Consider the following 22554-nt stretch of genomic DNA (forward strand, 5'->3'; position numbering starts at 1 on the left):
ATTTATTTGTTTGTTTGTTTGTTTGAAAAACTATCTGGTCGTTTTCGATTTGATAATAAAACTCACACTTTTTTTAAGTGTGTTCTAAGAAGTGAATGATGGAGTAGTAATGAATATTCTAAAAATAAAGAAAAACAGTTCAGGTTTTATTGTGGCTGGAGGTATTGCTTTTTTGTGTTCTGTCCCTGCGCAAGCAATGGATTTTAAAGTTGGTAATACTGAAGCCAGCGCATATGGTTACGTCAAGCTCGATATGACGTATGACGTTGATAGTAAACTTGGAAATTCATCTGGTCTTGGTGCGGCAGCAAGATTAGATAACGTTGATGGTCAGGATGGCCACTTTCAAACACATGTCTATCAAAGCAGGATTGGTTTAAAAACTGTTTCCCCAGTAGAGGGCGGCAACTTGAAGACTGTATTGGAAGGAGATTTCTACGGCAGCGGTGGCGTATTTAGACTACGACATGCGTATGGTGAGTGGAATAACGTTCTAGCCGGTCAAACATGGTCAAACTTCGGTGGTTTCGTAGCAGGTACTCCTCTTGTAGATTTTTCAGGGCCTAGTGGTCGTCCAGTGGCTCATCGTCAACCCCAATTGCGATATACGCAGGGTAATGCATCATTTGCATTGGAAGACTCCAGTGATAAAGGTGGAGTGGTTTCGGGCGCAGGAGCTCAATCCAAGCTACCGGATTTTACAATGCGTTATACTGATAAGTCACAAGCGTTAAAATACTCCGTTTCAGGTGTATTACGCCACTTGAAATTTGATGATAACGTCAATGAGGACAGTGCCTTGGGTTGGGGTGCCGCGTTAGAAACCTCATTAGCGGTCAGTGATTCTTTGACGCTTCGCGCGGGTATTGCGCATGGTAAAGGTGTTGGTGGCTACTTAGATGGTAACCCTAAGAAAAACCCAGCCTACTTTGATACTACTACTAGTAGCTTGGAAACAATTAAAACATCCACAGGTACTATCGGTGCCAGTCTAAAAGTTGGTCCTGGAGCAATTAATGCGGCTTATAGTCAAATTGTAGCTGATCTAGACCCTTCTGCTTTTGCGGCGAGTGATAATGATAAGTTAGCAAACCTTTGGGTTAATTATATTTGGTCTCCGGCTGATAAATTAACGTTTGGTGTTGAGGCTGGGTATCATCAGCGCCGTACTGTGGGTGATGATGAAGGTAAAGCACTTCGTTTACAAGGCATGGTGCAGTATGCATTTTAATCGTTGATGCAATACCGTAGGTGATCTGGCTCTGATATCAGTGCAGAGGAAATAATATTTCCTGATATATCTTATTTGTTAAGAAGAGAACCCCCTTCTTCTCTTTATTAATGAATAGTTATACAGGTCGCCTACAGCCACTTTAATACACTGAAGTTGAATCGACCAGCTTTTCGTAGACGTTTTACTACTTGTTTAACTGCTGTTTTTCAATGTCGATTGGAGACAGGTTGCTAGTGTAACCATGTTTCCTAACTGAGTTATAAAACATTTCAATGTAATCGAAAACGTCTTGTCGTGCTTCTGAGCGTGTTGAGTAACCCCGTCGTTTGATGAGTTCGCGTTTAAGCAGCTGAAAAAATCTTTCAGCTACAGCATTATCATGGCAGTTACCTCGTCGACTCGTGCTAGTCTGAAGATTATGCTGCACACAAAAACGTAAACAAGGATCACTACTGTACTGTGAACCTTTATCTGAATGTATCAGTACCCTTTGCATAGGCCGACGACACCAGACAGCCATCAATAATGCATCTAAGACAATCTCGCTACACAGACGAGGAAAGGTGCGAAAAAATCCAGTTGTCAGCTTTGTAGCTACCTAACTATACGGTCTGTAGAGCACTGATAAGTACTTATTCGCTGGTTCCCTAGTCTCTTCGTAGATTTGCTAAAGACCTCGTGGCGTTGTCTCGCTCTTAACTAATCACTCACTGAGTAAACCTAAACAATGCAGGTTGTGGGCCTAAGATTTTAGTAGCTGGTCCAACTAGTTTTCATAAATCAAGAATAATGGATAAGCGTGAAGAGCCTTATATTGATTGGGTATTACGGACTAGTTTTAACTGTAAGAAATAAAATGCGAACCACTGGTCTAACCAGCGATGAAGTGGACTGATTAAGCTTCAAGATAATTTTCAATTTGTTGACGGTATTTAACAATAGGTCTACAGTGCACTTAACTCTGACACTTTGTGCCTCATTCGGTGTTGTAGAAGAAGGTAAGTGATTGATTAAAAGCCACGAAATAAGTGGGTTCGAATCCCTCCCTCACCGCCATCATTTATAACGAAAGAGCCTGGTCTAACGACTGGGCTTTTTTGTGTCTGAAATTTGAGGGGGAGGGTGAGTTCCCTCGTGGTTCGAGCCGAGCGAAGCGAGACAACGTCGTAGCCCGCTACAACAGCCCGAAGGTAGAGGAGTGAAATGACGAATAATCCTCCCTCACCGCTATCATTTATAACGAAAGAGCCTGATCTAACGATCGGGCTTTTTTGTGGCTGAAATTTGAGGGGAGGGTGTTTACAACAAAAGATACTCGGGGTTCCAGCTGGTCGATTTACTCGTTGCTAATCAGCTATGTACTAGACGGAACTGCATAATGAGGTAAAGGCTCCGGTGAATCTGAATCTTGTATGGGGGAAGAGCAGTCTATTAGGGACGGGAAATTGAAATAATATCTCCAAACGTCATATATTCTGAGCCTCCTAAGCGTGTAATCGGGTCGATTTTATCAGCAGCGATCTTCATGCGACCTTTAGAATCAAGTTCAACCGCACTGTCATCAATATAGAGGTTCTTGATTCGACCAAACACTAGATGATGAGGTGCATTGCCGATCTCTTTTACATCGTAAAGTTCACAGTTCATAGCGATGCGTGCTCCCTCGATTCGGGGTAGCGAACTATTATTGAAAGGTACGAGTGACAGCCCCGCGTGTCCTACTTCGGATTCGTTTGCAGGTAACTCTTGCGACGTCAGAGTTACTTGTTGTGCTTGTTCTCTATGGGCTAAATGAACAACAAAATTCTTGCGTGAAATTATATTGTTATAGGTATCTTTCATAGCCCCATTGGTCTTGCTACCTATAGAGAACATTAGAATGGGAGGGTCATTGCAAACCGCGGTAAAAAAAGAAAACGGCGCAAGGTTGTGGCCCCCATCGACGTTTTCGCTCAGTACCCAGGCAACAGGACGGGGTAAAATTGATTGAGTCATGGTGAAATATGCTTTGTTAGCAGACAACTCAGAAAAATCAATATCCATGAAAGAATCTCTGTTTATGGCTGGTCAGGAAGACTGAGTAGTCAAAGATACAGTAAATAGATGAGGTTTGGTGTTACAGATCAGTGCTTATGTAAAGAATACATAATTATGCTTCAAGTGGGGAATCTTATCTTAGGCTCTTATTTGGTAAGTAGTTCAGTATTTATCTGAATTCCTTCTTTAGCGATAATGCGCCACAGTCCGATCTATGGAAGACCCTTGCTCAGAGGTGGTGGGTTTCGCTGATCGCTATACCGTTAAGTACGAAGCTAATGATTGGCTTTACCCTTGATCGACAATGACACGAGCATCGACCACCGCATAGCCATCGTCGTAAGCAATAACAGGGTTAAGGTCTAGTTCGGATATTTCCGGATGGGCATCGACAATAGCGGAGACTTTCAGCAGCAGTTCCGCTAGTGCTTCTTTATCAATCGCCGCTCCACCCCGGGTGCCTTCCAGAATCTTACGGGCCTTGATCTGATCAATCATGGAAAGGGCGTCATTTCGATTAAGGGGAATAGCACGGAAGGCAACATCTTTGAGGATCTCAACGAAGATTCCACCGAGGCCAAACATCAGTACCGGACCAAAGATCGGGTCGCGGCTCATACCTACGATCACTTCGATACCTTTGCGAGCCATTGGTGTCACTAATACGCCTTCGATCTCCGCTTCGGCATTGTATTGACGACAGGATTCGAGGATATTCAGCCGGGCCTGTTGCATCGCTTCGCTGCCCCTAATATCCAGCTTTACGCCTCCAGCATCAGATTTATGCAGGATATCTTTGGATATGACTTTCATAGCTAATGGGGTATTGCCGAAGGTCTCTGCGGTAGTTTTGATATCGGCATCCTGGCGGATAATCAATTCCACAGGCACATCTACGCCGTAGCTTCGCAGTAGGGATTTAGCTTCAAATTCAAATAGATCTCGGTTTTGATCACAGGCCTGACTGAACAACTGGCTGCATTCTGGAATAACCGTTAGAGCTATTGTTTGTTCTACGCCTGAACATTGCTGGAGATATTCACCTCGTTCGCTCAGTGCGGCCATAATTTTCACCGCATGTTCGATGGAGTCGTAGACTGGTAGGTCTGCTTTGCGTAGTCGTTCCAGCGGCTCAGGCTTAACATGGGCGTATAGGCTGTAGATCACTAATGGTTTATCGGTCATGCTGGCTAGATTGGCGATAGCGTTGGCACAGTTCAGCTCTTCCTGCTGTAGCTCTTTGGCAAAGCGGATTCCGTAGCCACCGAACATGCCTACCAGAAACACTATATCGACATTATCGTCGTTACTCAGGATCTCCATACAGTCAACCAGAAGGCCTGGATTGGCATCGGTACTGCCTGCAACATCAATCGGGTTAACCAGTGAAGCCTGAGGGAATAAAATATCACGCAGGGCATCACGAGTAGCATCACTCAGTTCTACCAGTTCCATACCGGCTTCGGATATACGATCGGATGCGATAGTGGCTTGGCCACCCCCGTCGGCGAGTACGGCTATTTTTTTGCCTTTGGCCTGTTGCAGCAACCCCAGGCCTTCAGCGACCGGCAGAATCTCATCTGAGTTTTCCACCACAGTAACTCCTACCTGGCGTAGCAGGTCGACGGTCATATGGTAGCTGCCAGCCAGAGATCCGGTATGGGAGCTGGCGGCTTTCTGTCCGGCTTCGGTGCTGCCGGATTTATAGACAACGACGGGTTTGAATCTAGATGTTTCGCGAGCTACATCGAGGAAGCGGCGACCGTCCTTAAAGCCTTCCACATAGAAGGTGGCGACTCGTGTGTTCTTTTCTTCACCGAGATATTGTAGATAGTCGGCAAAACCAATATCGATCTGATTACCCGGGCCAACATAGGTACTGAAACCGATATGACCGTTGCTTTCCGCTTCAAGGGCGAGTGCCAGGAGTATATTGCCGGACTGAGAGATAATACCGATGTCACCGGCCTGAACATTATCCAGAGCCAGCAGGTTAACCTTCTTATGCAGATTAAACATACCGGAGGTATTTGGGCCGACCAGGCGTACTCCCGCGTGTTGTGCAGCGCTCAGCACTTCCTGTTCAAGTTGAGCGCCGTCTTCGTCCACCTCACCAAAGCCGCTGGCCAGGATAATAGCGCCTTTGACTCCGTTTTCACCGCACTGTTTCAGCAGGGAAGGGATAGTGTTTGCGGGGGTGCAGATCAGCGCCATATCCGCCGCAGCCGGTAGGGCGGTAACCGATGGATAGGCCTTGATCCCCATGATTTCAGAGGCTCTCGGGTGGATCGGGTAGATGCTACCGGCATAGCCATCATTCAGCAGGCCGGTCATCGCCTTGAAACCGCGTTTGGTTGGATCAGCAGAAGCGCCGATAATAGCGATGGAGTCCGGTGCCAAGATCTTATGCAGTAAGCTTGGCATGCTCAGCACCCCTTAAATTCGGGTAAACGTTTTTCGCGAAAGGCATCAACGCCTTCCTGCCAATCTTGGGTGGTGGTACACATGAATACACCGTCTAGCTCGTGCTGTAACTGAGCATCGATATCATTATAGGAGGAGTTATTGAGCAGCTTCTTCACAAGCTGCATTGAGATAGGTGCTTTGCTAGCCAGTTCAGCGATAAAGGTAGCGGCTTCATTCTGTAGCTGTTCATCGGTAACCGCACGGCTAACCAGCCCGATACGCTCAGCTTCTCTGCCATCAATTTTATTACCTAGGAAAATTAGTTCACGGGCTTTGGCAAGGCCTACCATGCGTGGCAGAAACTGGGTCACGCCACCGCCAACACAGGTGCCGATGCTGACTTCAGGGAAGCCGATCTGGGCCGATTCTGCCATCAGTAGGAAGTCGCAGGAGCAGGCTATCTCAGCTCCGGCACCCAGCGCGTAGCCGTTGATAGCACCAACGACCGGTTTAGTGGATCGGAAAATCGCCTCACAGACGTCATTTCCCAGTTGTAGATACAGGCGACGTTGGTACTGCGTACGCTCGCCTGCACCATGCTCTTTCATATCGGCACCGACGCAAAAAGCGCGACCTTCACCGGTAAGTAAGATGGCCCGAACATCAGTATCAGCTTCTGCCTGTGCCAGGGCCGCCAGCAGCTCGCGATAGAACTGTTCAATGACTGCATTAAGGCGGTGTGGGCGGTTAAAACGGATTTCCACATAACGATTTTTACGATGATAGAGAAGTGTTTCATAGCGGGTTGGTGACATGGGAAAGCTCCGGTTTGTTTTTGAAGGGGGCGTTCAAAATAGAGCGGATATCGCTTGTGAGACAGATGTATCAATACTTGAATAAGAAAACGTTTGAGTCGTTATTTAAGATTAGATGACACAAATGTATCGCGCAACACAAATGTGTCATTAGTGTTTTATTATGTGCTACTCGGTTAAAATTGGCTCATAGCGATCCTGTGTAACAAGATAGCAACAGGCCTGAATGTTGAGGTTTTGTAATAGCTTCTATTGGCAGGTGTATCAGCGTCAAACGAGATCCAAAAAATGAATTCACCTATTCCAGATGCCAGCAGTGTTCTTAAAGAGATCTCTGCGAAATATTCCACGCTTTCCACACAGCTGAAGAAAGCTGCTGACTATGTATTGGAACAACCGGTTAATGTGGCACTGTTATCTATTCGTAAGAGCGCTGTAGAGGCAGGTGTGACGCCATCAACACTGACCCGTTTGGCAAAATCAGCAGGGTTTGACCGGTACGACAGCTTTAGACAACTCTTTAAGGAGGCTGTTAATGCTCGTCAACCAGGGTCCTATTTCAGTGATCGTGTGCAGTATCTGCAGGAGAGGGCGAGTAATAATAATGCAGATAATCAGGTCTTTGTGGAGTTTGCTGATTCAGCCTTTAAAAATCTGGAGCAGCTATTTCAGGATGATATTCACAATAAGCTGCAGGATGCCGCTCATCTGGTAATCGATGCCCGGAAGGTCTTTGCATTAGGATTTCGGGATACTTTTACTTGTGCTTATCATTTCAGCTATGTGGGCAATATCGCTTTCCCCCATATTCAGTTGATCAGGGGTTATCAGGGAACTTTGCTGAGTGAGCTGGGTGAGATTTGCGCAGATGATGTCGTTGTCGCATTCTGCTTCGAGCCCTATACCACAGAAACAGTGCAGGCGATCAGAGTCGCCAGAGATGCCGGTGCTAAGATTATTGCGATTACTGACAGTTTACGGTCACCTATTGCCTTAGGGTCAGACATTGTTTTCAGTTTGAAAAACGACACCCCACATTTCTTTCCATCACTGACATCGTCAATTACTCTTGCGGAAGCTCTATTAGCAGAGTGTGTCTCCATCGGGAGTAAAGAGATGGTCAGTAATATTAACCGTTTTGAAGAGACTCTTCATCGGCTGGGGGGGTATTACGAAGACTGATACAAGCACTACAAAAATGGCAAAGAAACCGGAACTTTAGTGCGTGAGAGAGTCTTAACGGGTCACCAATACCGAACACTCTGCCGCCTGAACAACTTTGGCAGTGACTGATCCCATCATCATATTTTCCATTCGGCCATGCTTCGCTGCACGGATCAGTATCAGGTCAGCATCTATTTCTTTTGCCCGAGCGATAATTCGCTTTGGGGCTTTGCCTGCTGTCACCCATATGGAGACATCAAGCTCTTTTGGAAGGTTAGTGTCAGCAAGCTGGGTGAGTTCAGCCCGCATAGCATCGAGTGCCTCCTGCATAATATTTTCCGGGAGGTAGGATGCCACTAATGGCATCTGGATGTCCGGTACCACCGACAGTAATTCAACCTCCATGCCTGGCGTTATATATTCGTTAAGCGATTGCAGGGTGGCTTCGCTGCCGGGGGTGTCCTGAAGGTCTAGAGCGACCAATATTTTATTATACATAGAGACCTATCCTTGCTCGCGGCGGCGAACCTGTAGCCAACCCAGCAGAAACAGCAGGGCCAGCGTCGGAATGTAAATCAGTTGTTTAGGGGGACGGTCAGTTTTAACTTCAATCCCCGTAATTTCCCAATCAAAGTCGATACCTGCAGCTTCTGCATTACTGCCGAAACCTACCTGATCGACCACGACTCTGCCATTGTCATCCCTTAGGAACAGGCCTGCCGCTTCCACGCGGCCGCTGGTGTTATCTGAATCTGGAAAAGGTAGTTCGATGACCTTGCTCACAAAATCGCCATCAATCGTTTCACCGCTGACCGATAGGCGTAATTTTTCATCAGGCTGCAGGCCCTCAACAACAGCTATCATCTCAGTAGGGGCAATATTTTCTATCGGAGGGTATACCTCATCCCACCAAAAACCAGGCCTGAACATGGAGAAGGCGATCAACAGCAGCATGAGGGTTTCATACCAGCGGGTTCTTACAAGCCAGAACCCCTGAGTTGCCGCCGCAAAAACCAGGATTGCGATTACTGAGCTTACAATGACGATTAGCAGGTGAAAAATTCCCTGTATATCTATCAACAACAACTCGGTGTTGAAAATAAACATAAAGGGCAGAATGGCCGTCCGGATATCGTAGGTAAATCCTTGAATACCCGTCTTGATTGGATCACTTCGGGCGATGGCCGCCGCAGCAAAGGCGGCTAACCCCACGGGAGGGGTATCATCCGCCAGGATGCCGAAGTAGAACACAAACAGGTGGACTGCAATCAGTGGAACAATAAGACCGCTCTGTGCCCCCAGTGTAACGATGACGGGTGCCATTAAAGTCGATACAACAATGTAATTGGCCGTGGTGGGTAACCCCATACCCAGAATCAGGCTGATGATTGCCGTAAAGATAAGCATCAGCATGATGTTCCCGCCGGATATGAATTCTACAAACTCAGTCATTACCAAGCCGATGCCCGTCAGGGTGACCGTGCCTACGATAATGCCTGCAGCCGCTGTGGCGACGCCAATGCCTATCATGTTTCTGGAGCCGGTTACCAAACCCTCAAACAGATCTTCTATCCCCTCTTTGATGCTTAAACTTAGCTGAGTATGGCCCCGAAAATAAGCCTTAATGGGTCTATGGGTCAGGACGATGAATATCATAAACACAGTTGCCCAAAAAGCAGAAAGCCCAGGGGAAAGCCGTTCAACGGTCAGACACCAAACCAGCACGACCACTGGCAACAAGAAATAGAGACCGGATTTTACTGTAGGCCCAGGTTCAGGTAGTTCTAGCACCGGGGAGTCGGGGTCGTCCAGCTCGAGTTCAGGGTAGCCTGAACAGAATTTAAGTAAGCCTAGATAAGCAGCCAGAATAACAACAGCCAGTACGGGGCTGGCCCAGACGCCTAGTGAGTCCTTAGTCCAGCCGACACCGTAATAGACGGCCATTGATAGTATGCAGACCCCTAAAATAATCCCTGTCCAGGTTAATAGGCCTTGTGCCAATGTGGGCTTATAGCGACGTGGTAGTCCCATCATGCCCGCTTTCATCGCTTCCAAATGTACAATATAGATCAATGCAATATATGAGATTAGGGCGGGTAAGATTGCGTGGCGTATGACATCGATATAAGGGATGCCCACATACTCAACCATAAGAAAGGCGGCGGCTCCCATGATCGGTGGTGTTAACTGACCGTTAGTGGATGCCGCTACTTCTACCGCGCCAGCCTTGCTAGCGGGAAATCCCACCCGTTTCATCAGAGGGATGGTAAAGGTGCCTGTTGTTACAACGTTGGCAATGGATGACCCTGAAATAAGCCCACTAAGCCCAGAGGATACAACGGCTGCTTTTGCCGGCCCCCCGCGCATATGCCCCAAGAGGGAGAAAGATACTTTAGTGAAGTAGTTTCCGGCACCGGCTTTTTCCAGTAAGGCACCAAACAGCACAAACAGAAATACGAAGCTGGTGGATACGCCCAGAGCAACACCAAATACCCCTTCAGTCGTGAGCCACTGATGGGACATGGTTTTGTTCAGACTAGCCCCTTTATGGGCGATTACATCGGGCATATATGGACCGCCAAAGGTATACGCCAGAAATACAATGGCGACCACCATGAGTGGTGGCCCCAATGCTCTACGGGTTGCTTCGAGAAGGAGCACCATACCGGTGACGGCAAAGATTAAGTCGCCCGTCGTGGGTGCACCGGCCCTGTTTGCTAGTTCAGTATGAAAAATAACCAGGTATGAGGCGCTAAAAGCACCGAGTAGGGCGAAAATCCAGTCCTGAATCGGTATAGAGTCCCTTGGCGATCGTGATAGGGCAGGATAAGCGGTATAGGCCAGGAAGATGGCAAAGCTCAAGTGAATAGCGCGAGCCTGAGTGTCATTGATCACGCCAAAGTTAAAAACAAAGGGCAGCGGAGAGGCATACCATAGCTGAAACAAAGCCCAGAAAAGGGCGGCTGCCCAAAGTAGGGTTTTAGCAGCCCCTTGGGGAACCCGGGCACCGCTATCTACTTGAGCAACAATATCCTCAGCGGACGACTGCGGCGAGTTGCTATCGGTCTGAATATTTCTATCTGACAAAATATATCTCCACTGCAGTGATGGAAAGTACAACGGTGATCTCAGTTGTTTCCTATTAGAAGAAGGGCCGACTGTTTCAACAGGAGTGTCGGTAATCAAACAAACCTAACAGTGGCCCTAAATGCAGTTGATGTAAGCGCCTGGCTTACATCAGACCGGCTTCTTTGTAGTATTTAGCAGCACCGGGGTGCAGCGGAGCGGACAAACCATCTTTGATCATCTCTTCTTTCTTAAGATTAGAGAAAGCAGGGTGTAGTTTGCGGAATGAGTCGAAGTTCTCAAATACAGCCTTAACGACGGCATAGATAACATTGTCAGGAACATCAGTTGATGTGACAAAAGTTGCACCGACACCAAAGGTTTGAGTGTCAGCGTCATTTCCACGGTACATACCACCCGGGATAGTGGCGGTACGGTAGTAGCTGTTATCAGCAACAAGTGCATCGACGACAGAGCCAGTTACGTTAACGAGCGTACTATCGCAAGAGGTGGTTGCTTCCTTGATAGCGCCGCTAGGGTGGCCCACAGTGTAGATCATGACATCAATTTTATTATCACACAGTGCACTGGCCTGCTCAGACGCTTTCAATTCAGATGCCAGAGAAAAGTCTGCATTCGTCCAGCCAAGAGCGCCCATTAGGACTTCCATGGTGCCGCGCTGACCGGAGCCAGGGTTACCGATGTTTACTCTTTTTCCTTTGATATCTTCAAAGCTTTTGATGCCACTGTCTCCACGGGCAACGACAGTGAAAGGCTCAGGGTGTATGGAGAAAACTGCACGTAATTTTTTATTAGCGCCAGCATCTGTAAACTTACTAGTACCGTTATAAGCGTGGAACTGCCAATCGGACTGAGCAACCCCCATATCCAGTTCACCTGCTCGAATAGTGTTTAAGTTGTACACTGATCCACCGGTACTTTCAGTTGAGCAACGAACCCCGTGTTCTTTGCGGCTCTTATTAACAAGGCGACAGATTGCACCACCAGTTGGATAGTAAACACCTGTAACCCCACCTGTACCGATGGTTATAAATTGCTGGTCAGCTGCTTGAGTGATAACCGGAGCCGTTAGGCCAAGAGTAATAGAGCACGCAAGCGTCACCGCCTTGATCGATTTATTCATTTGAAACACCTATTATTTTTAGGTTTTATTGTTTTTCTAATAGTGCTGAAGCTACGTGCCTATCCTGAACGGCTTAAAACAGAGGTAAGTGGTTCGCTTCTACAAACTACATAGAGTCTATTTTAGCGTAGTACATTATGAGCAATACATATGTATCAATCTGTTAGAAATTTAATTAATTTGTTTTATTTTTCTTTGTAGACATTTTTATGAGTACAAATATTTTAGTTAGAGACACAGCTTCACGCTTCTACTCTGCGGAATTTTTGCCTCGTAAATTGGGCATGTAGATACCTCGTTAAAGTAGATTGTCTACTCTTAACTAGGTGTCCGAAAAATGGGGGTAAAACCAGTGCCAGACTCAGAGATTTCTGAGTGTTCATGGGGTTGTTTATAACTTTTTAAATCTTGGTAGGGGGGGGCAGCATCGAACAATTGGAATATCAGGGGCGGTGGGTTTAATGAATGAAGAGAAGCTACGGCTTAAGGCTGTTCGCTTGAAGATGATTTTGTTGCTGAAGTTAACTTGACGGTACCTTAATCGTATTTTTCTTAGCCAGGTTTCTACAAAAATGTTAAATGGATGCGAGTGAAATACTCAAGCGCAAGCACTGCATTGTTCTTTAAACTTTGATAACTTGGCTGTTCTGCTTTTTTGGCCAACTGCTCAGAATGTTTGTGCATTTTTATAGAGATCAGGAGTCACGATGACTGTTTATGAAAATATAAAATTCGAGATCAGTGATGGTGTGGCGACTGTTACCCTTAATCGCCCGGATGATGCCAATGGTATCAATATCCCTCTTGCAAAGGAGCTGCTAAATGCCGCTATTCTATGTGAGAGTTCAGAGGCGGTTCGGGTGGTCATTATCACCGGACAGGGGCGGTTTTTCTGTGGCGGCGGCGATGTAAATAGTTTAGCCGAATCACGTGACAATATCGGTGAAATGCTTACCGAGCTTACCGGCTATCTACACTCTGCTATTGCCCGCTTTCGGCATATGAGAGCGCCTGTGATTGTGGCGGTTAATGGCACTGCAGCGGGAGCTGGCCTGAGTCTGTCGATGATTGGCGATTACGTAGTGGCTTCTGAAAAGGCTAAGTTCACAATGGCTTATACAGGTATTGGCCTGTCACCGGATGGCAGTGCCAGTCACTTTCTACCTCGTCTTATCGGTTTACGTAAGACTCAGGAGCTGATGATTACTAATCGATTACTCTCTGCCCAAGAGGCATTAGACTGGGGGATGGTGAATAAACTGGTTGCGCCTGAGAGTGTCTTGGATGAAGCCCAGTCGCTGGCAGCGGGTCTTGCTAAAGGGCCAACCAATGCCTACGGCGCTATTAAGGAACTGTTGAATCAGACCTATCTCAATGGCCTGGAAACTCAGATGGATCTGGAGACACGTCTCATTGCTAAGATGGGGCGTTCAGAGGATGGCTTAGAGGGCGTTGCCGCTTATCTAGAAAATCGTCCACCAGAGTATAAAGGTTAACTTGGTAAACAATCTGATCAGCACAGTAACGAGTCATATGATGAACATCCTCTTGCCTTTGTCAAAAGGGGAATGGGGTAGAATCCGATAGCCTTTAGCATTGCTGCGTATATCAGTAGTACTTACATCACGATCGATATAGTGTCATCGTTCTAGCTTAATACCGCGATCATATATGATTGCGATGTTTGTGTTTCAGTAAGGAGTATAAATGACAAACTTGGGTATCCTTGGTGTCGGCCATCTGGCAGGCTATTGTGTTAAAGGATTGCGAAATGGTGGCGACCAGCGGCCTATAATGCTCTCTTCCAGAGGCCGGGAAATGGCTCGCCAACTGGCTTCAGAGTGTGGCTGTAGCATTGTCGATAGCAACCAGCTGTTGGTAGATCAGTGCGATATTATTTTACTGGCAGTTCGTCCAGCTCACCTTGACGAATTACTCCAAACTATCAACTTTAGGCCCGGGCAGACAGTTATATCAGTTATCGCAGGGGTCAGCCTGAAACAGCTTAGGCAGCATCCGGAATTACGACAGACCGAACTGGTACGCGCACTCCCATCTACTAGCGCAGAGGTGAATGCAGGACCGATTCCGCTCTTTCCAAGCAATCCAATCGCTGAGGGGTTATTTGCCCCGCTTGGCCAGGTTGTAACCCTGTCATCTGAAGAGCTATTTGATACAGCACTGGCTCATGCCTGTTTACACGGCTGGAGCTACTTTTTGATTCAAGCTTTAATTGATTGGAGTGCTGAACAAGGTATGGACCCAACCACCGCCCGGCAGATGGTCGCTCATTCCATCGGCAGCGCCATCACATTTGCTGAAGCAAATCCGAAACTAAGTTATAAAGAGATCGGTGACTCCATTGCTACCGAAGGAACCTTTACCCAAAAAGGAATTCAGCAGATTGAGTCTGGTAATGGCATCCAGAGTTGGATAGATGCAATGGAATCTATAAAATAATTAAGCCAAGCGAATAGGTGATCCCTTCGGGGGGACTGGCACTTTGTGCATCGTGTTACTTAGCTCGGGATGTTCCCAAGACTTATTATTAGCCTAGTAACAAGTTTCTGTTCCCGGCTATTCTTCTGACTAAAGCGCCGTAGTCTGCAGCGGCATCTCCATCAGGACGAAACTCAAAGATGGTTTTGCCATGGGATGGAATCTTGCTCAGTTCTTCGTCGTAACGAATTGGCGTACAGACTTTATCACCATAAATACCCTGCAGTTTTCTGTAGATATCTTTAGGTTGTTCAACCCGGGTATCCATAAATGTGGGTAGAACATATTTAAGATCTATCTCTTTATACTTCTTGATGGCGTGCAGATTCTTAGTGAACTCAGCAAGGCCATGAAGCGATAAAACCTCTAATGAAACAGGCGTCAGTATCTCATCAGCATAGAAGAGAACATTCACGGTTAGCTGGTCCCAGCCTGGTGAGGTATCTATAATGACAAAGTCATAATCTTTATCGACCTTCTCCAGCGCTTCAGACAAGGTCCATTCAGAGCCAAAACTTTTCTTATCAATAATTCGTTTAGCGCCAGCGAGCGAACGACCTCCACTTAGCAGGTCAAGATTTGGTCTTGCTTGAGTGATAGTTTCTCTCGGAGGAAGCTCTCCGGTCAGTAACTCTGTCAGACCGGCAGCGGGTCTTTTTCCTAAGAGAAAAGAGGACTGACCCTGTGTGTCAGTATCGATAAGTAGGACTTTGAAGCCTGACATCGCCAGCCCGGCGCTTAGGTTCACCGCCGTTGTTGTTTTACCGACACCTCCTTTGCTGAGAGTGACGCAGATCTTACGCGGGGTTTTAGTACCGCTTGTCTGGACTACAGAGGGAGTCTGCACTTCTGGCTGAGGAGGCGTAACCGGCTGAGCCGCCTCGCCATTATCAAGGTTTACTACAAATTTATGCTCACAGGCTTTACAGCGCACGAGAAATTTTTTCTTGGCTACTATCCGGCTGGTATCTGCTCGATGTTTTTTGGAGCATTTTGGGCAAACAATAATAGTCATGGTTTAGCCTTCTCTAGATCTTCCAGAATCGCTTTTAAAGCAACCTTTGCTAATCTTTCTACAGAGCAGTCAGAATGAGGTTTAGGGATAAATTTTAAACTGACTTTTCCTTTGATTTTCCATACATGAATCGCAAATTTGTCATTGTCAGTTTGCCATATGAGCTTTCCCTTATTTTGCTCAGTACCATTCATAGGCAGATTTTCTGTATCACAGAAAATGATGTCGTTGAGTTGTTGTAACTCTTCTATGTTGTCGGTGACCTCTTCACTCAACAATAAACTCATGAGGTCTATGTTTTCGCTATTAGACATTTTCAAAAAACTCTCTCCGAAGATGAGCTAACATCTCTTCTAAATCCGGGTGAATCTGCTGATCGATTAAAGTCCACTTTATCCCGCTGATCCAGTTTCCATCGCCATCGACCGACATGTGAACGATTTCACCCTCAAGATTATCAAAACTCCTATCACCTAAGATAAGCTCACAGCCTTTAAGAATTGCGTCTTGGGGGAACTCAGTATCGGCTTGTACTTCGATACAAATACCGCTATCACTGATATCAACTAATGGAAAACAGCGCTCATCTATCTTTAGAAAGAACTGCTTTTTGTGTTTAACTGGCAACCGGTATGACTTACGGGTTACTTGCTCCGACTCTGAGTCACTAGGGATCTCCTCGAGTTCTATGGAGTCATCACTAATTATTTCCATGTACCAGCCTCATTGAGCATTGCTTCGCTTACCCTTCATGATGGAGTAAAACAGGCTGTTTCACCATTTTTTGGCAAAGAAAAATGATCGTATGCCATTGGATATTTTCAACCTTGGTTCTTATTAAAACAGCTGTTCCACCCAAAGCTCAATGATCTACCTCTTATAATGGGTAATAAAGATCTAACAAAGGGGAATTTAACTATATAGCTGTAGAGCCAACTGGCCACTGACAAGTTAATTTCAACACTCAAATCAGAATTAATCGAGAAACTTTAAGCAGTGGTTTATCCCTATCTGTTAAATACTCTTTATCTGAAATTAGTTTCTAGCTGTAACTCGAGTCACAAAAACTATGTAAATTACTGTAAAGTTTTCCAGCATAAAAATTGGTTACTATATACTGCTAATAGTGACTTATTTATCCTCCTGTCTGGACTTCATCCATGAAATCACTCTTTCAAAAACCGTTGATCTTTTTTGTAGTTATCGCACTGGCTGCGCTTATTGTTGCAATGATGATGCGTAATCAAGCGCCAGTAGAGCATCAGAAGATCGGATTGGTACCCAAACAGGTGGGCGTGATTGAGGTTGTCTCGCAAAAAATACACCCGACGACGACGGCTTATGGCAGCGTTGAGCACGGGGTGGCATTGCAAAATAGGGCCGAGGTGAGTGGCAAAATAAGCTACATGCATCCAGATTTGAAGCAGGGTGGCAGTATTGCTGCCGGGGTATTGGTGTTGCGAATTGATCCTGAGGATGTGGAGGTCTCTCTGAAGCAGAGTGAAGCTGATCTACAATCTAACATGTCGTCACTGCAGCAGTTAGATGAAGAGGAAAAAACCAGCCGACGTTCACTGCGATTGGCTCAGGACAGTCTAAATGTTGGCCGAAAGGAGCTGCAGCGGATCCAGGATATGTGGGATAAACGCCTGATAGCCCGCTCTGTATTAGATACAGAAAAACAGAGTTTGTTACAGTTGCAACAGACTGTCTCTGATCTGCAGGGGCAGCTAAATACCTACGTTAGCCGCAGGGCATCAGCACAGGCTCAGATTGAACGGGCATCACAACAGGTGCGTAGTCAGCAAACCAGTCTGGGCCGTACCGAACTTTATATGCCGTTTGATGCGCGAATTGGCTCTGTACCTGTGGATAAAGGGGAGTATGTTTCTGTCGGTACTGCACTATTTGAAGCGTTGGCAACCGATCGGGTTGAGATCACTGCACAGCTGCCGATTCAGCAGATGGCAAAGTTGGTCAGTGGGGCATCATTGTCGACGGCAAAAATGGGGGAGGTGCTGCAACAACTCGGTTTGAAAGCAAAAGTCAGCCTGGTTGGTGGGCAGAAGCAGGCTGTTTGGCAGGCTGAAGTAATACGTTTTTCTGAAGCGATCGATCCGGTACGCAGAACGTTGGGCATTGTGGTTGCAGTAGACAACCCGTACGAAAAAATCATTCCGGGCAAGCGGCCACCCCTGATTAAGGGAATGTATACCGCAGTGGATCTGTATGCTCCGGCCATTGATGCGCTGGTGATTCCCCGTAAAGCCATCCATGAAGGACGGGTTTATCTGGTAGGTGTTGAGCAGAAGTTGGAAATAAGGGCAGTAGAAGTATTATTTACCCAGGGAGATTTTGCGCTTATTTCAGAGGGGCTGTCAGTGGGTGACAAGGTGATCGTGAATGATCTGATTCCGGTCATAAAAGGTATGCCACTGGCCCCGGTAACGGATCAGCAATATCAGGATGAGCTTAAAGCAGTCTCCTTTGATGCTGACCTGGTGTTTAGCGGGAGTGCTGAATAATGATTCGCTTCTTTGCCGGCCATCCAACCGCTGGAAACATCCTTATGGTGGCGATTATCTTGCTGGGGCTGGTAGCACTACCAACGCTTAAGAAAGAGACATTCCCCGAAGTAGATCTGAACCGGGTTAGTGTTACGGTAGCCTATCCGGGGGCTAGTCCGTCCGATGTGGAAGATGGCATATGTAATCGACTCGAAGATGCTACCGATGGCATCAGCTTCATGGATGAGCAGCAGTGCGAAGCCCGCGATAACTTAGGTACGCTAACGCTGGATATGCAAGAGTCGGGTGACATTAAACAGTTTGTTGATGATGTGACTGCAGCGGTTGATGCGATAACGGATTTCCCCTCTGACGCTGAAGATGCCGTTATTAAGGAATTGGGTCGTACCGAGCCGGTGGTTAGCGTGGCGATCTCTTCGGATGCCACCATGGTGGAGCTGAAAGCACTGGCCGAATACTACCGCAATAAGCTGCTGGCACTGCCGGGCGTTCCAATTGCCACCGTGACCGGGTTTTCTGAACACGAACTTAGCGTCAGTGTAAAACCCTATGCCCTGCGGCAATATAAACTCAGTATCGATGATATCGCTAACCTTATTCGAACCCAGGCGCTGGACCTGCCCGCGGGAGATATCGACGCACGGCATGGTACTTATCAGGTTCGAATTGAAAATGCCCGCCGTAGCGTATCCGAGCTGGAAGACCTGGTTATTCTCACCACTGAGCAGGGTGGGCAACTACGGTTGGGAGATATCGCGACGGTAGAAGACCTGTTTGAGGTACCGGAACAGCGTATAGAGCTTAATGGTCTTCCGGCTGCGCTAATTGAGATAAGTAAGAATAGCAGTGATGATTCGCTCACTGTCTTTAATGCAGTTAAACAATTTACCGATCAGGAAAACAGCCGTTTACCGGAAGGCACTTCCCTGGTGATTACCCAGGATTCGGCTTCTATTGTAAAAGACCGTTTATCGCTGCTGTTAACTAATGGCTGGCAAGGGCTGCTATTGGCAACTCTGGCACTGTTTATGTTTTTTGGCTGGCGCTACACCTTCTGGGTCGCGATGGGGTTACCGATCTCGTTCCTCGGTGGCTTGGTGGTGATGTCAGCGTTCGGCATTAGTATCAATATGATATCGCTGGTTGCTCTGCTGATGGCGATCGGCATCCTGATGGATGATGCGATCGTATTGTCTGAAAGTATCGAAACCGAGTTTCGCAAGGGGAAAACCCCTTTTCAGGCAGCGGTTGATGGCATCCAGAAAGTCGCCCGGGGAATCGCTTCTTCTTTTATAACATCGGCCATTCTGTTTGGTAGTTTGCTATTTTTAAAAGGGGATATGGGGCAAATTCTTGGCGTATTGCCGGTGGTATTACTGGCGGTACTCACGGTTAGTCTGATTGAGGCTTTTTTGATATTACCGCACCACCTGCATCACTCGCTGAGCCGTCAGTCTGAGTCCGATGAAGCGGGTTGGCGGAATCGATTTGAAGTTGGCTTTGCAAAGCTCACAGAACGAGTGGGTAAGATGGCGGACTGGTCGATTCGCTATCGCTATTTTAGTGTTGGATTAGCGATCTTTATGCTGATCATTTCTATCGGCATGATGGCGGCCGGCGTCGTTAAATTTAAAGGCTTCCCCGATATTGAAGGTAATCAGTTACAGGCGCGTATTTTGCTGCCTCAGGGAACGCCGTTTCAACGTACGGAAGAGGTAGTGAGTCAGCTATTAGTCAGTCTCGATCAATCACTGGCCAGCCTTCCGCCTGAAACGGATGGTAAGCTGGTGCGCAATACCTTAGTGACCTTCAGCAGTAATGCGGATGCCCATGAAGAGGGTGAGCATCTGGCAACGATCAGCCTGGATCTGCTGGATGCCGAGAAGCGTCATACGTCACTGGTAGAGTTGAAACGATTGTGGCTGGAAAATTCACCAGAGTTTAGCGACGCGATTGCTGTGCAGTTTAAGGAGCCTTCCATGGGGCCGGCTGGGCAGGCGATTTCCATCCGTTTGCAGGGTGAAGACCTTGATCAACTGTACCAGGCATCATGGCAATTACAGGGCTGGATAACCGGTTATACCGGTGTCAGTAATGTGATGTCAGATCTGCGCCCGGGTAAACCTCAATTACGGGTCGAATTACAGGCGGGGGCGCTTAATTCAGGTTTGAATGCCCAACAACTTGCGTCTCAGCTTCGGGCAGCTTACCAAGGCGTGAAAGTCAGTGATGTGTACCGTGGTAATGAAGCGTATGAGATTAGTGTCAAACTGGATAATGATGCGTCTCAGGCGTTGTCTGAGTTTGAAAATCTGACTATTTTTAATTCAGCCGGTGAAGATATCCCGTTAACGGCCATTGCTAATGTGACGTCACAGCGAGAGTACTCCCGTATTGTCCGGGTGAATCATCAGCGAACGGTGACAGTAACCGGCGATGTTGATTCGACGCTGGCGAATACCTCTGCAGTCATTAATGATATTAAACTTAACTACCTAACACTCCTGACAGAACGCTACCCTGGTATCAGCTTTAGCCTCGAAGGAGAGGTAAAGAATGATCAGGAAACCAGTGGTTCTGTTGTTAGCGGTTTTTTATTGGGGCTTGCCGGTGTCTATTTACTGTTGAGCTTTCAGTTTGCCAATTACAAAGAGCCGGTAATTGTATTGCTGAATATTCCATTAGCACTTATCGGTGTGGTATGGGGGCATATGCTGATGGGGCTGGACCTGAGTTTGCCCAGTATGATTGGCTTTGTAGCGCTGGCTGGCGTAGTGGTTAATGATTCGATCTTGCTGGTGGAGTTTGTAAAAAGCCGCAGCCTGGAAGGGATGAGCTTGCATGATGCTGCGGGCCAAGCTGTGCGGGACCGGTTTCGAGCGATTTTCCTGACGTCAGTAACGACGGTGGCGGGTATGTTGCCGTTACTATCTGAAACGAGTCTTCAGGCGCAGGTACTGGTACCACTGGTTTGTAGCCTGGTGTTTGGCATGATGACGGCGACGGTGCTGTTGTTGATGGTGTTGCCTGCGGCGTACAGCATCCTGGAAGATTTTGGCTTTACAGAACTCGAAACTTTACCTGATGAGCCATCGGGAAGTCTGCCTGTACTGGAGGCTAGAGTGTAAAAATGGCTGATAGCCCGGTTGAAATGATAATGAATAAGGATGCCGGCGAAGGGGTCGACATCTTTATTCAGCGGAAGTATTAAGTGTTAGAACTTATACATCGTCATTAGTTCTATCTGGGCGCCTGCTGGGCGGATTGAGCTGCCTGCTGAAGCAGGTGGCAGTGAGTTAGGTGTATGATTACCTTAGCCAGGGCGCTTAAGCATTAGGGAGAATACGAATAAGGCCCTGTTGTGAAAGAATTTGGCATGATCATTGATTAGGTGAGAATATGGAAGTTATTAGCATCTTTCTTAGGCTACTCAGTACCCAACTTTAAATCTTATCTTCATTGTCTCGGTAAATTCTTACCTTTTCGTAATTTACCTGAAAAAGGTCAATGTCATAACCAAGAAAATAAATCTCGCCTTTCAAGATGTCTAGATTGATGTTTTCGCCGTATTCGTCTGTTCGTAAGGCGGAGCCGTGTTTTACTATAGAGAGCATAAGGAGCATATCTATGCCCTTCACATTCCGATATTCGTTATTAAATGAATACCTAAACGTATGAATGTTCTTGTGAGCTCTGTTTGGCATTCGTCGTTACCAGTTGGCATGAAAAGCAATATATGTCAGAGCAAAAACGAGCAGTCGCTGCCACCTCAGCTTATTTCTTCGATGTCATCCCTTTCATACCGCCCTAAGGTGATTCATTCAAATGATCCTTAAACGTAGTTCAAGAGAAAATCAGAATAACTTATTTTTAAGATCTATACTGTGGGTGTTTATTCTGGATCGTAGTTGTTTCTATACCTAATTTTTCTTAGCAAAATTCAAGTGTAATGCATTCTAAGCGCCATTTTTAGATTAATGGTGAAAGACGAAAATTAGTTGTTTCGAGGTCTTTAATTGATGTGCGAAAGAGGTAGTTCAGTGCGACTGATCACCTGACGCATGACAAAGCTGGTTCTAATGCTGGACACGCCTTCTATCTGATTCAGTTCTTTGAGCAGGAATTTTTCATAGTAAGACATATCCGGCATTAGTACTTTAAGAAGATAATCGGCGTCGCTGCCGGTAATGAGCGCACACTCTAATACTTCATTATAGCCAGAGATACTGTGCTCAAAGTTATCCAGGGTTTTAGGGAGTTGTTTCTCTAGACTAACATGGATATAAACGGTTAAAGGCAGGCCCAAAGCATCCTGATTAAGTAGTGTTACCTGTCGGTCTATAATCCCCGCATCTTGCAGTTGGCGCACGCGACGGGAGCAGGGAGAGGGAGATAGATTAACCTTCTCTGCCAGCTCTAGATTACTTATGTTGCCGTTACGTTGAATTTCCTCGAGTATTTTTCGATCTATTCGGTCTAATTTCTTTATTGGCATAATTCACTACTTTTTTTGTATTTTTTAAGTTTCTGTACCATTTATTCTATTTAAAGTATTTATAAAGAACATTTTGGCTACCCATTAGTAGCTATTCTAACCATGTGATTTTTTTTAATTCAACTGTTTTATTCCGAACCCTTAAGGCGCT

Annotated in this window: 16 protein-coding genes, 1 other RNA gene and 1 pseudogene; 7 read left to right on the plus strand and 11 right to left on the minus strand. The window is 46.5% G+C overall.

Annotation, left to right across the window (positions count from 1 at the left end):
- Positions 1–109 precede the first annotated feature (109 nt).
- Positions 110–1231, plus strand: coding sequence for a DcaP family trimeric outer membrane transporter (locus tag QZZ54_RS15535; RefSeq protein ID WP_290703858.1), 1122 nt, complete (start codon positions 110–112; stop codon positions 1229–1231).
- Between the two features lie 187 nt (positions 1232–1418).
- Here the strand turns inward: QZZ54_RS15535 and QZZ54_RS15540 are convergent.
- Positions 1419–1793: pseudogene (locus QZZ54_RS15540) on the minus strand (IS3 family transposase); the annotation flags it as partial.
- Positions 1794–2335: 542 nt separating this feature from the next.
- Here QZZ54_RS15540 and QZZ54_RS15545 point away from each other — a divergent pair.
- Positions 2336–2464: non-coding RNA, RtT sRNA (locus QZZ54_RS15545), on the plus strand.
- A gap of 201 nt (positions 2465–2665) precedes the next feature.
- On the opposite strand, the gene QZZ54_RS15550 is transcribed toward QZZ54_RS15545, so the two are convergent.
- The 3 genes from QZZ54_RS15550 to QZZ54_RS15560 form a co-directional block, all read right to left on the minus strand.
- Complete coding sequence (locus tag QZZ54_RS15550) at positions 2666–3229, minus strand: flavin reductase family protein (RefSeq protein WP_290703861.1); 564 nt, start codon at positions 3227–3229, stop codon at positions 2666–2668.
- Positions 3230–3559: 330 nt separating this feature from the next.
- Positions 3560–5695 (minus strand): acetate--CoA ligase family protein, encoded by a 2136-nt coding sequence (locus QZZ54_RS15555; RefSeq protein ID WP_290703864.1) that lies wholly within the window; start codon positions 5693–5695, stop codon positions 3560–3562.
- Positions 5696–5697: 2 nt separating this feature from the next.
- Positions 5698–6492, minus strand: coding sequence for an enoyl-CoA hydratase-related protein (locus QZZ54_RS15560; RefSeq protein ID WP_290703867.1), 795 nt, complete (start codon positions 6490–6492; stop codon positions 5698–5700).
- Between the two features lie 288 nt (positions 6493–6780).
- On the opposite strand from QZZ54_RS15560, the gene QZZ54_RS15565 reads away from it, so the two are divergent.
- Positions 6781–7674 (plus strand): MurR/RpiR family transcriptional regulator, encoded by an 894-nt coding sequence (locus QZZ54_RS15565; RefSeq protein ID WP_290703870.1) that lies wholly within the window; start codon positions 6781–6783, stop codon positions 7672–7674.
- A gap of 54 nt (positions 7675–7728) precedes the next feature.
- Here QZZ54_RS15565 and QZZ54_RS15570 read toward each other — a convergent pair whose 3' ends face one another.
- From QZZ54_RS15570 to QZZ54_RS15580, 3 genes are all read right to left on the minus strand, one after another.
- The gene (locus tag QZZ54_RS15570) at positions 7729–8154 is read right to left on the minus strand and encodes a universal stress protein (RefSeq protein ID WP_290703872.1); all 426 of its coding nucleotides are present in this window, start codon (positions 8152–8154) and stop codon (positions 7729–7731) included.
- Between the two features lie 6 nt (positions 8155–8160).
- Positions 8161–10743 carry a TRAP transporter permease gene (locus QZZ54_RS15575; protein WP_290703875.1) on the minus strand — a complete coding sequence of 861 codons (2583 nt, stop codon included), beginning with the start codon at positions 10741–10743 and terminating at the stop codon, positions 8161–8163.
- Between the two features lie 145 nt (positions 10744–10888).
- Positions 10889–11866: a TAXI family TRAP transporter solute-binding subunit gene (locus tag QZZ54_RS15580; protein ID WP_290703878.1), complete on the minus strand. Its 978-nt coding sequence runs from the start codon at positions 11864–11866 to the stop codon at positions 10889–10891.
- Positions 11867–12573: 707 nt separating this feature from the next.
- On the opposite strand from QZZ54_RS15580, the gene QZZ54_RS15585 reads away from it, so the two are divergent.
- Complete coding sequence (locus QZZ54_RS15585) at positions 12574–13362, plus strand: enoyl-CoA hydratase/isomerase family protein (protein ID WP_290703880.1); 789 nt, start codon at positions 12574–12576, stop codon at positions 13360–13362.
- A 211-nt stretch (positions 13363–13573) separates the two neighbouring features.
- Positions 13574–14326, plus strand: coding sequence for an NAD(P)-binding domain-containing protein (locus QZZ54_RS15590; protein WP_290703883.1), 753 nt, complete (start codon positions 13574–13576; stop codon positions 14324–14326).
- A gap of 88 nt (positions 14327–14414) precedes the next feature.
- On the opposite strand, the gene QZZ54_RS15595 is transcribed toward QZZ54_RS15590, so the two are convergent.
- Genes QZZ54_RS15595 through QZZ54_RS15605 form a run of 3 tightly spaced genes read right to left on the minus strand, consistent with a single transcriptional unit; the run spans position 14415 to position 16094 of the window.
- A complete protein-coding gene (locus tag QZZ54_RS15595) occupies positions 14415–15380 on the minus strand; it encodes an AAA family ATPase (RefSeq protein WP_290703886.1) in 966 nt (321 codons plus the stop codon).
- Positions 15377–15700: a hypothetical protein gene (locus QZZ54_RS15600; protein WP_290703889.1), complete on the minus strand. Its 324-nt coding sequence runs from the start codon at positions 15698–15700 to the stop codon at positions 15377–15379. The genes QZZ54_RS15595 and QZZ54_RS15600 overlap by 4 nt, the downstream gene beginning before the upstream one ends.
- Entirely contained in the window at positions 15687–16094 is a 408-nt protein-coding gene (locus QZZ54_RS15605) for a PilZ domain-containing protein (RefSeq protein WP_290703892.1), read from the minus strand. Before QZZ54_RS15605 ends, QZZ54_RS15600 begins: the two co-directional genes overlap by 14 nt.
- 446 nt (positions 16095–16540) lie before the next feature.
- On the opposite strand from QZZ54_RS15605, the gene QZZ54_RS15610 reads away from it, so the two are divergent.
- Together QZZ54_RS15610 and QZZ54_RS15615 are read left to right on the plus strand one after the other, a co-directional pair.
- Positions 16541–17905 carry an HlyD family efflux transporter periplasmic adaptor subunit gene (locus QZZ54_RS15610; RefSeq protein WP_290703895.1) on the plus strand — a complete coding sequence of 455 codons (1365 nt, stop codon included), beginning with the start codon at positions 16541–16543 and terminating at the stop codon, positions 17903–17905.
- Positions 17905–21036, plus strand: coding sequence for an efflux RND transporter permease subunit (locus QZZ54_RS15615; protein ID WP_290703897.1), 3132 nt, complete (start codon positions 17905–17907; stop codon positions 21034–21036). The genes QZZ54_RS15610 and QZZ54_RS15615 overlap by 1 nt, the downstream gene beginning before the upstream one ends.
- An 884-nt stretch (positions 21037–21920) precedes the next feature.
- Here the strand turns inward: QZZ54_RS15615 and QZZ54_RS15620 are convergent.
- Positions 21921–22397 (minus strand): Lrp/AsnC family transcriptional regulator, encoded by a 477-nt coding sequence (locus tag QZZ54_RS15620; RefSeq protein WP_290704015.1) that lies wholly within the window; start codon positions 22395–22397, stop codon positions 21921–21923.
- Positions 22398–22554 lie beyond the last annotated feature (157 nt).

Source organism: Amphritea sp., assembly GCF_016744155.1.
GTDB lineage: Bacteria > Pseudomonadota > Gammaproteobacteria > Pseudomonadales > Balneatricaceae > Amphritea.

What these genes read in the sequence shown, in the direction of transcription:
- QZZ54_RS15585 (WP_290703880.1), top strand. Translation starts at nt 12,574, where the DNA reads ATGACTGTTTATGAAAATATAAAATTCGAGATCAGTGATGGTGTGGCG.
- QZZ54_RS15590 (WP_290703883.1), top strand. Translation starts at nt 13,574, where the DNA reads ATGACAAACTTGGGTATCCTTGGTGTCGGCCATCTGGCAGGCTATTGT.
- QZZ54_RS15565 (WP_290703870.1), top strand. Translation starts at nt 6,781, where the DNA reads ATGAATTCACCTATTCCAGATGCCAGCAGTGTTCTTAAAGAGATCTCT.
- QZZ54_RS15560 (WP_290703867.1), bottom strand. Translation starts at nt 6,492, where the DNA reads ATGTCACCAACCCGCTATGAAACACTTCTCTATCATCGTAAAAATCGT.
- QZZ54_RS15610 (WP_290703895.1), top strand. Translation starts at nt 16,541, where the DNA reads ATGAAATCACTCTTTCAAAAACCGTTGATCTTTTTTGTAGTTATCGCA.
- QZZ54_RS15550 (WP_290703861.1), bottom strand. Translation starts at nt 3,229, where the DNA reads ATGACTCAATCAATTTTACCCCGTCCTGTTGCCTGGGTACTGAGCGAA.
- QZZ54_RS15580 (WP_290703878.1), bottom strand. Translation starts at nt 11,866, where the DNA reads ATGAATAAATCGATCAAGGCGGTGACGCTTGCGTGCTCTATTACTCTT.
- QZZ54_RS15570 (WP_290703872.1), bottom strand. Translation starts at nt 8,154, where the DNA reads ATGTATAATAAAATATTGGTCGCTCTAGACCTTCAGGACACCCCCGGC.
- QZZ54_RS15535 (WP_290703858.1), top strand. Translation starts at nt 110, where the DNA reads ATGAATATTCTAAAAATAAAGAAAAACAGTTCAGGTTTTATTGTGGCT.
- QZZ54_RS15615 (WP_290703897.1), top strand. Translation starts at nt 17,905, where the DNA reads ATGATTCGCTTCTTTGCCGGCCATCCAACCGCTGGAAACATCCTTATG.
- QZZ54_RS15595 (WP_290703886.1), bottom strand. Translation starts at nt 15,380, where the DNA reads ATGACTATTATTGTTTGCCCAAAATGCTCCAAAAAACATCGAGCAGAT.
- QZZ54_RS15605 (WP_290703892.1), bottom strand. Translation starts at nt 16,094, where the DNA reads ATGGAAATAATTAGTGATGACTCCATAGAACTCGAGGAGATCCCTAGT.
- QZZ54_RS15555 (WP_290703864.1), bottom strand. Translation starts at nt 5,695, where the DNA reads ATGCCAAGCTTACTGCATAAGATCTTGGCACCGGACTCCATCGCTATT.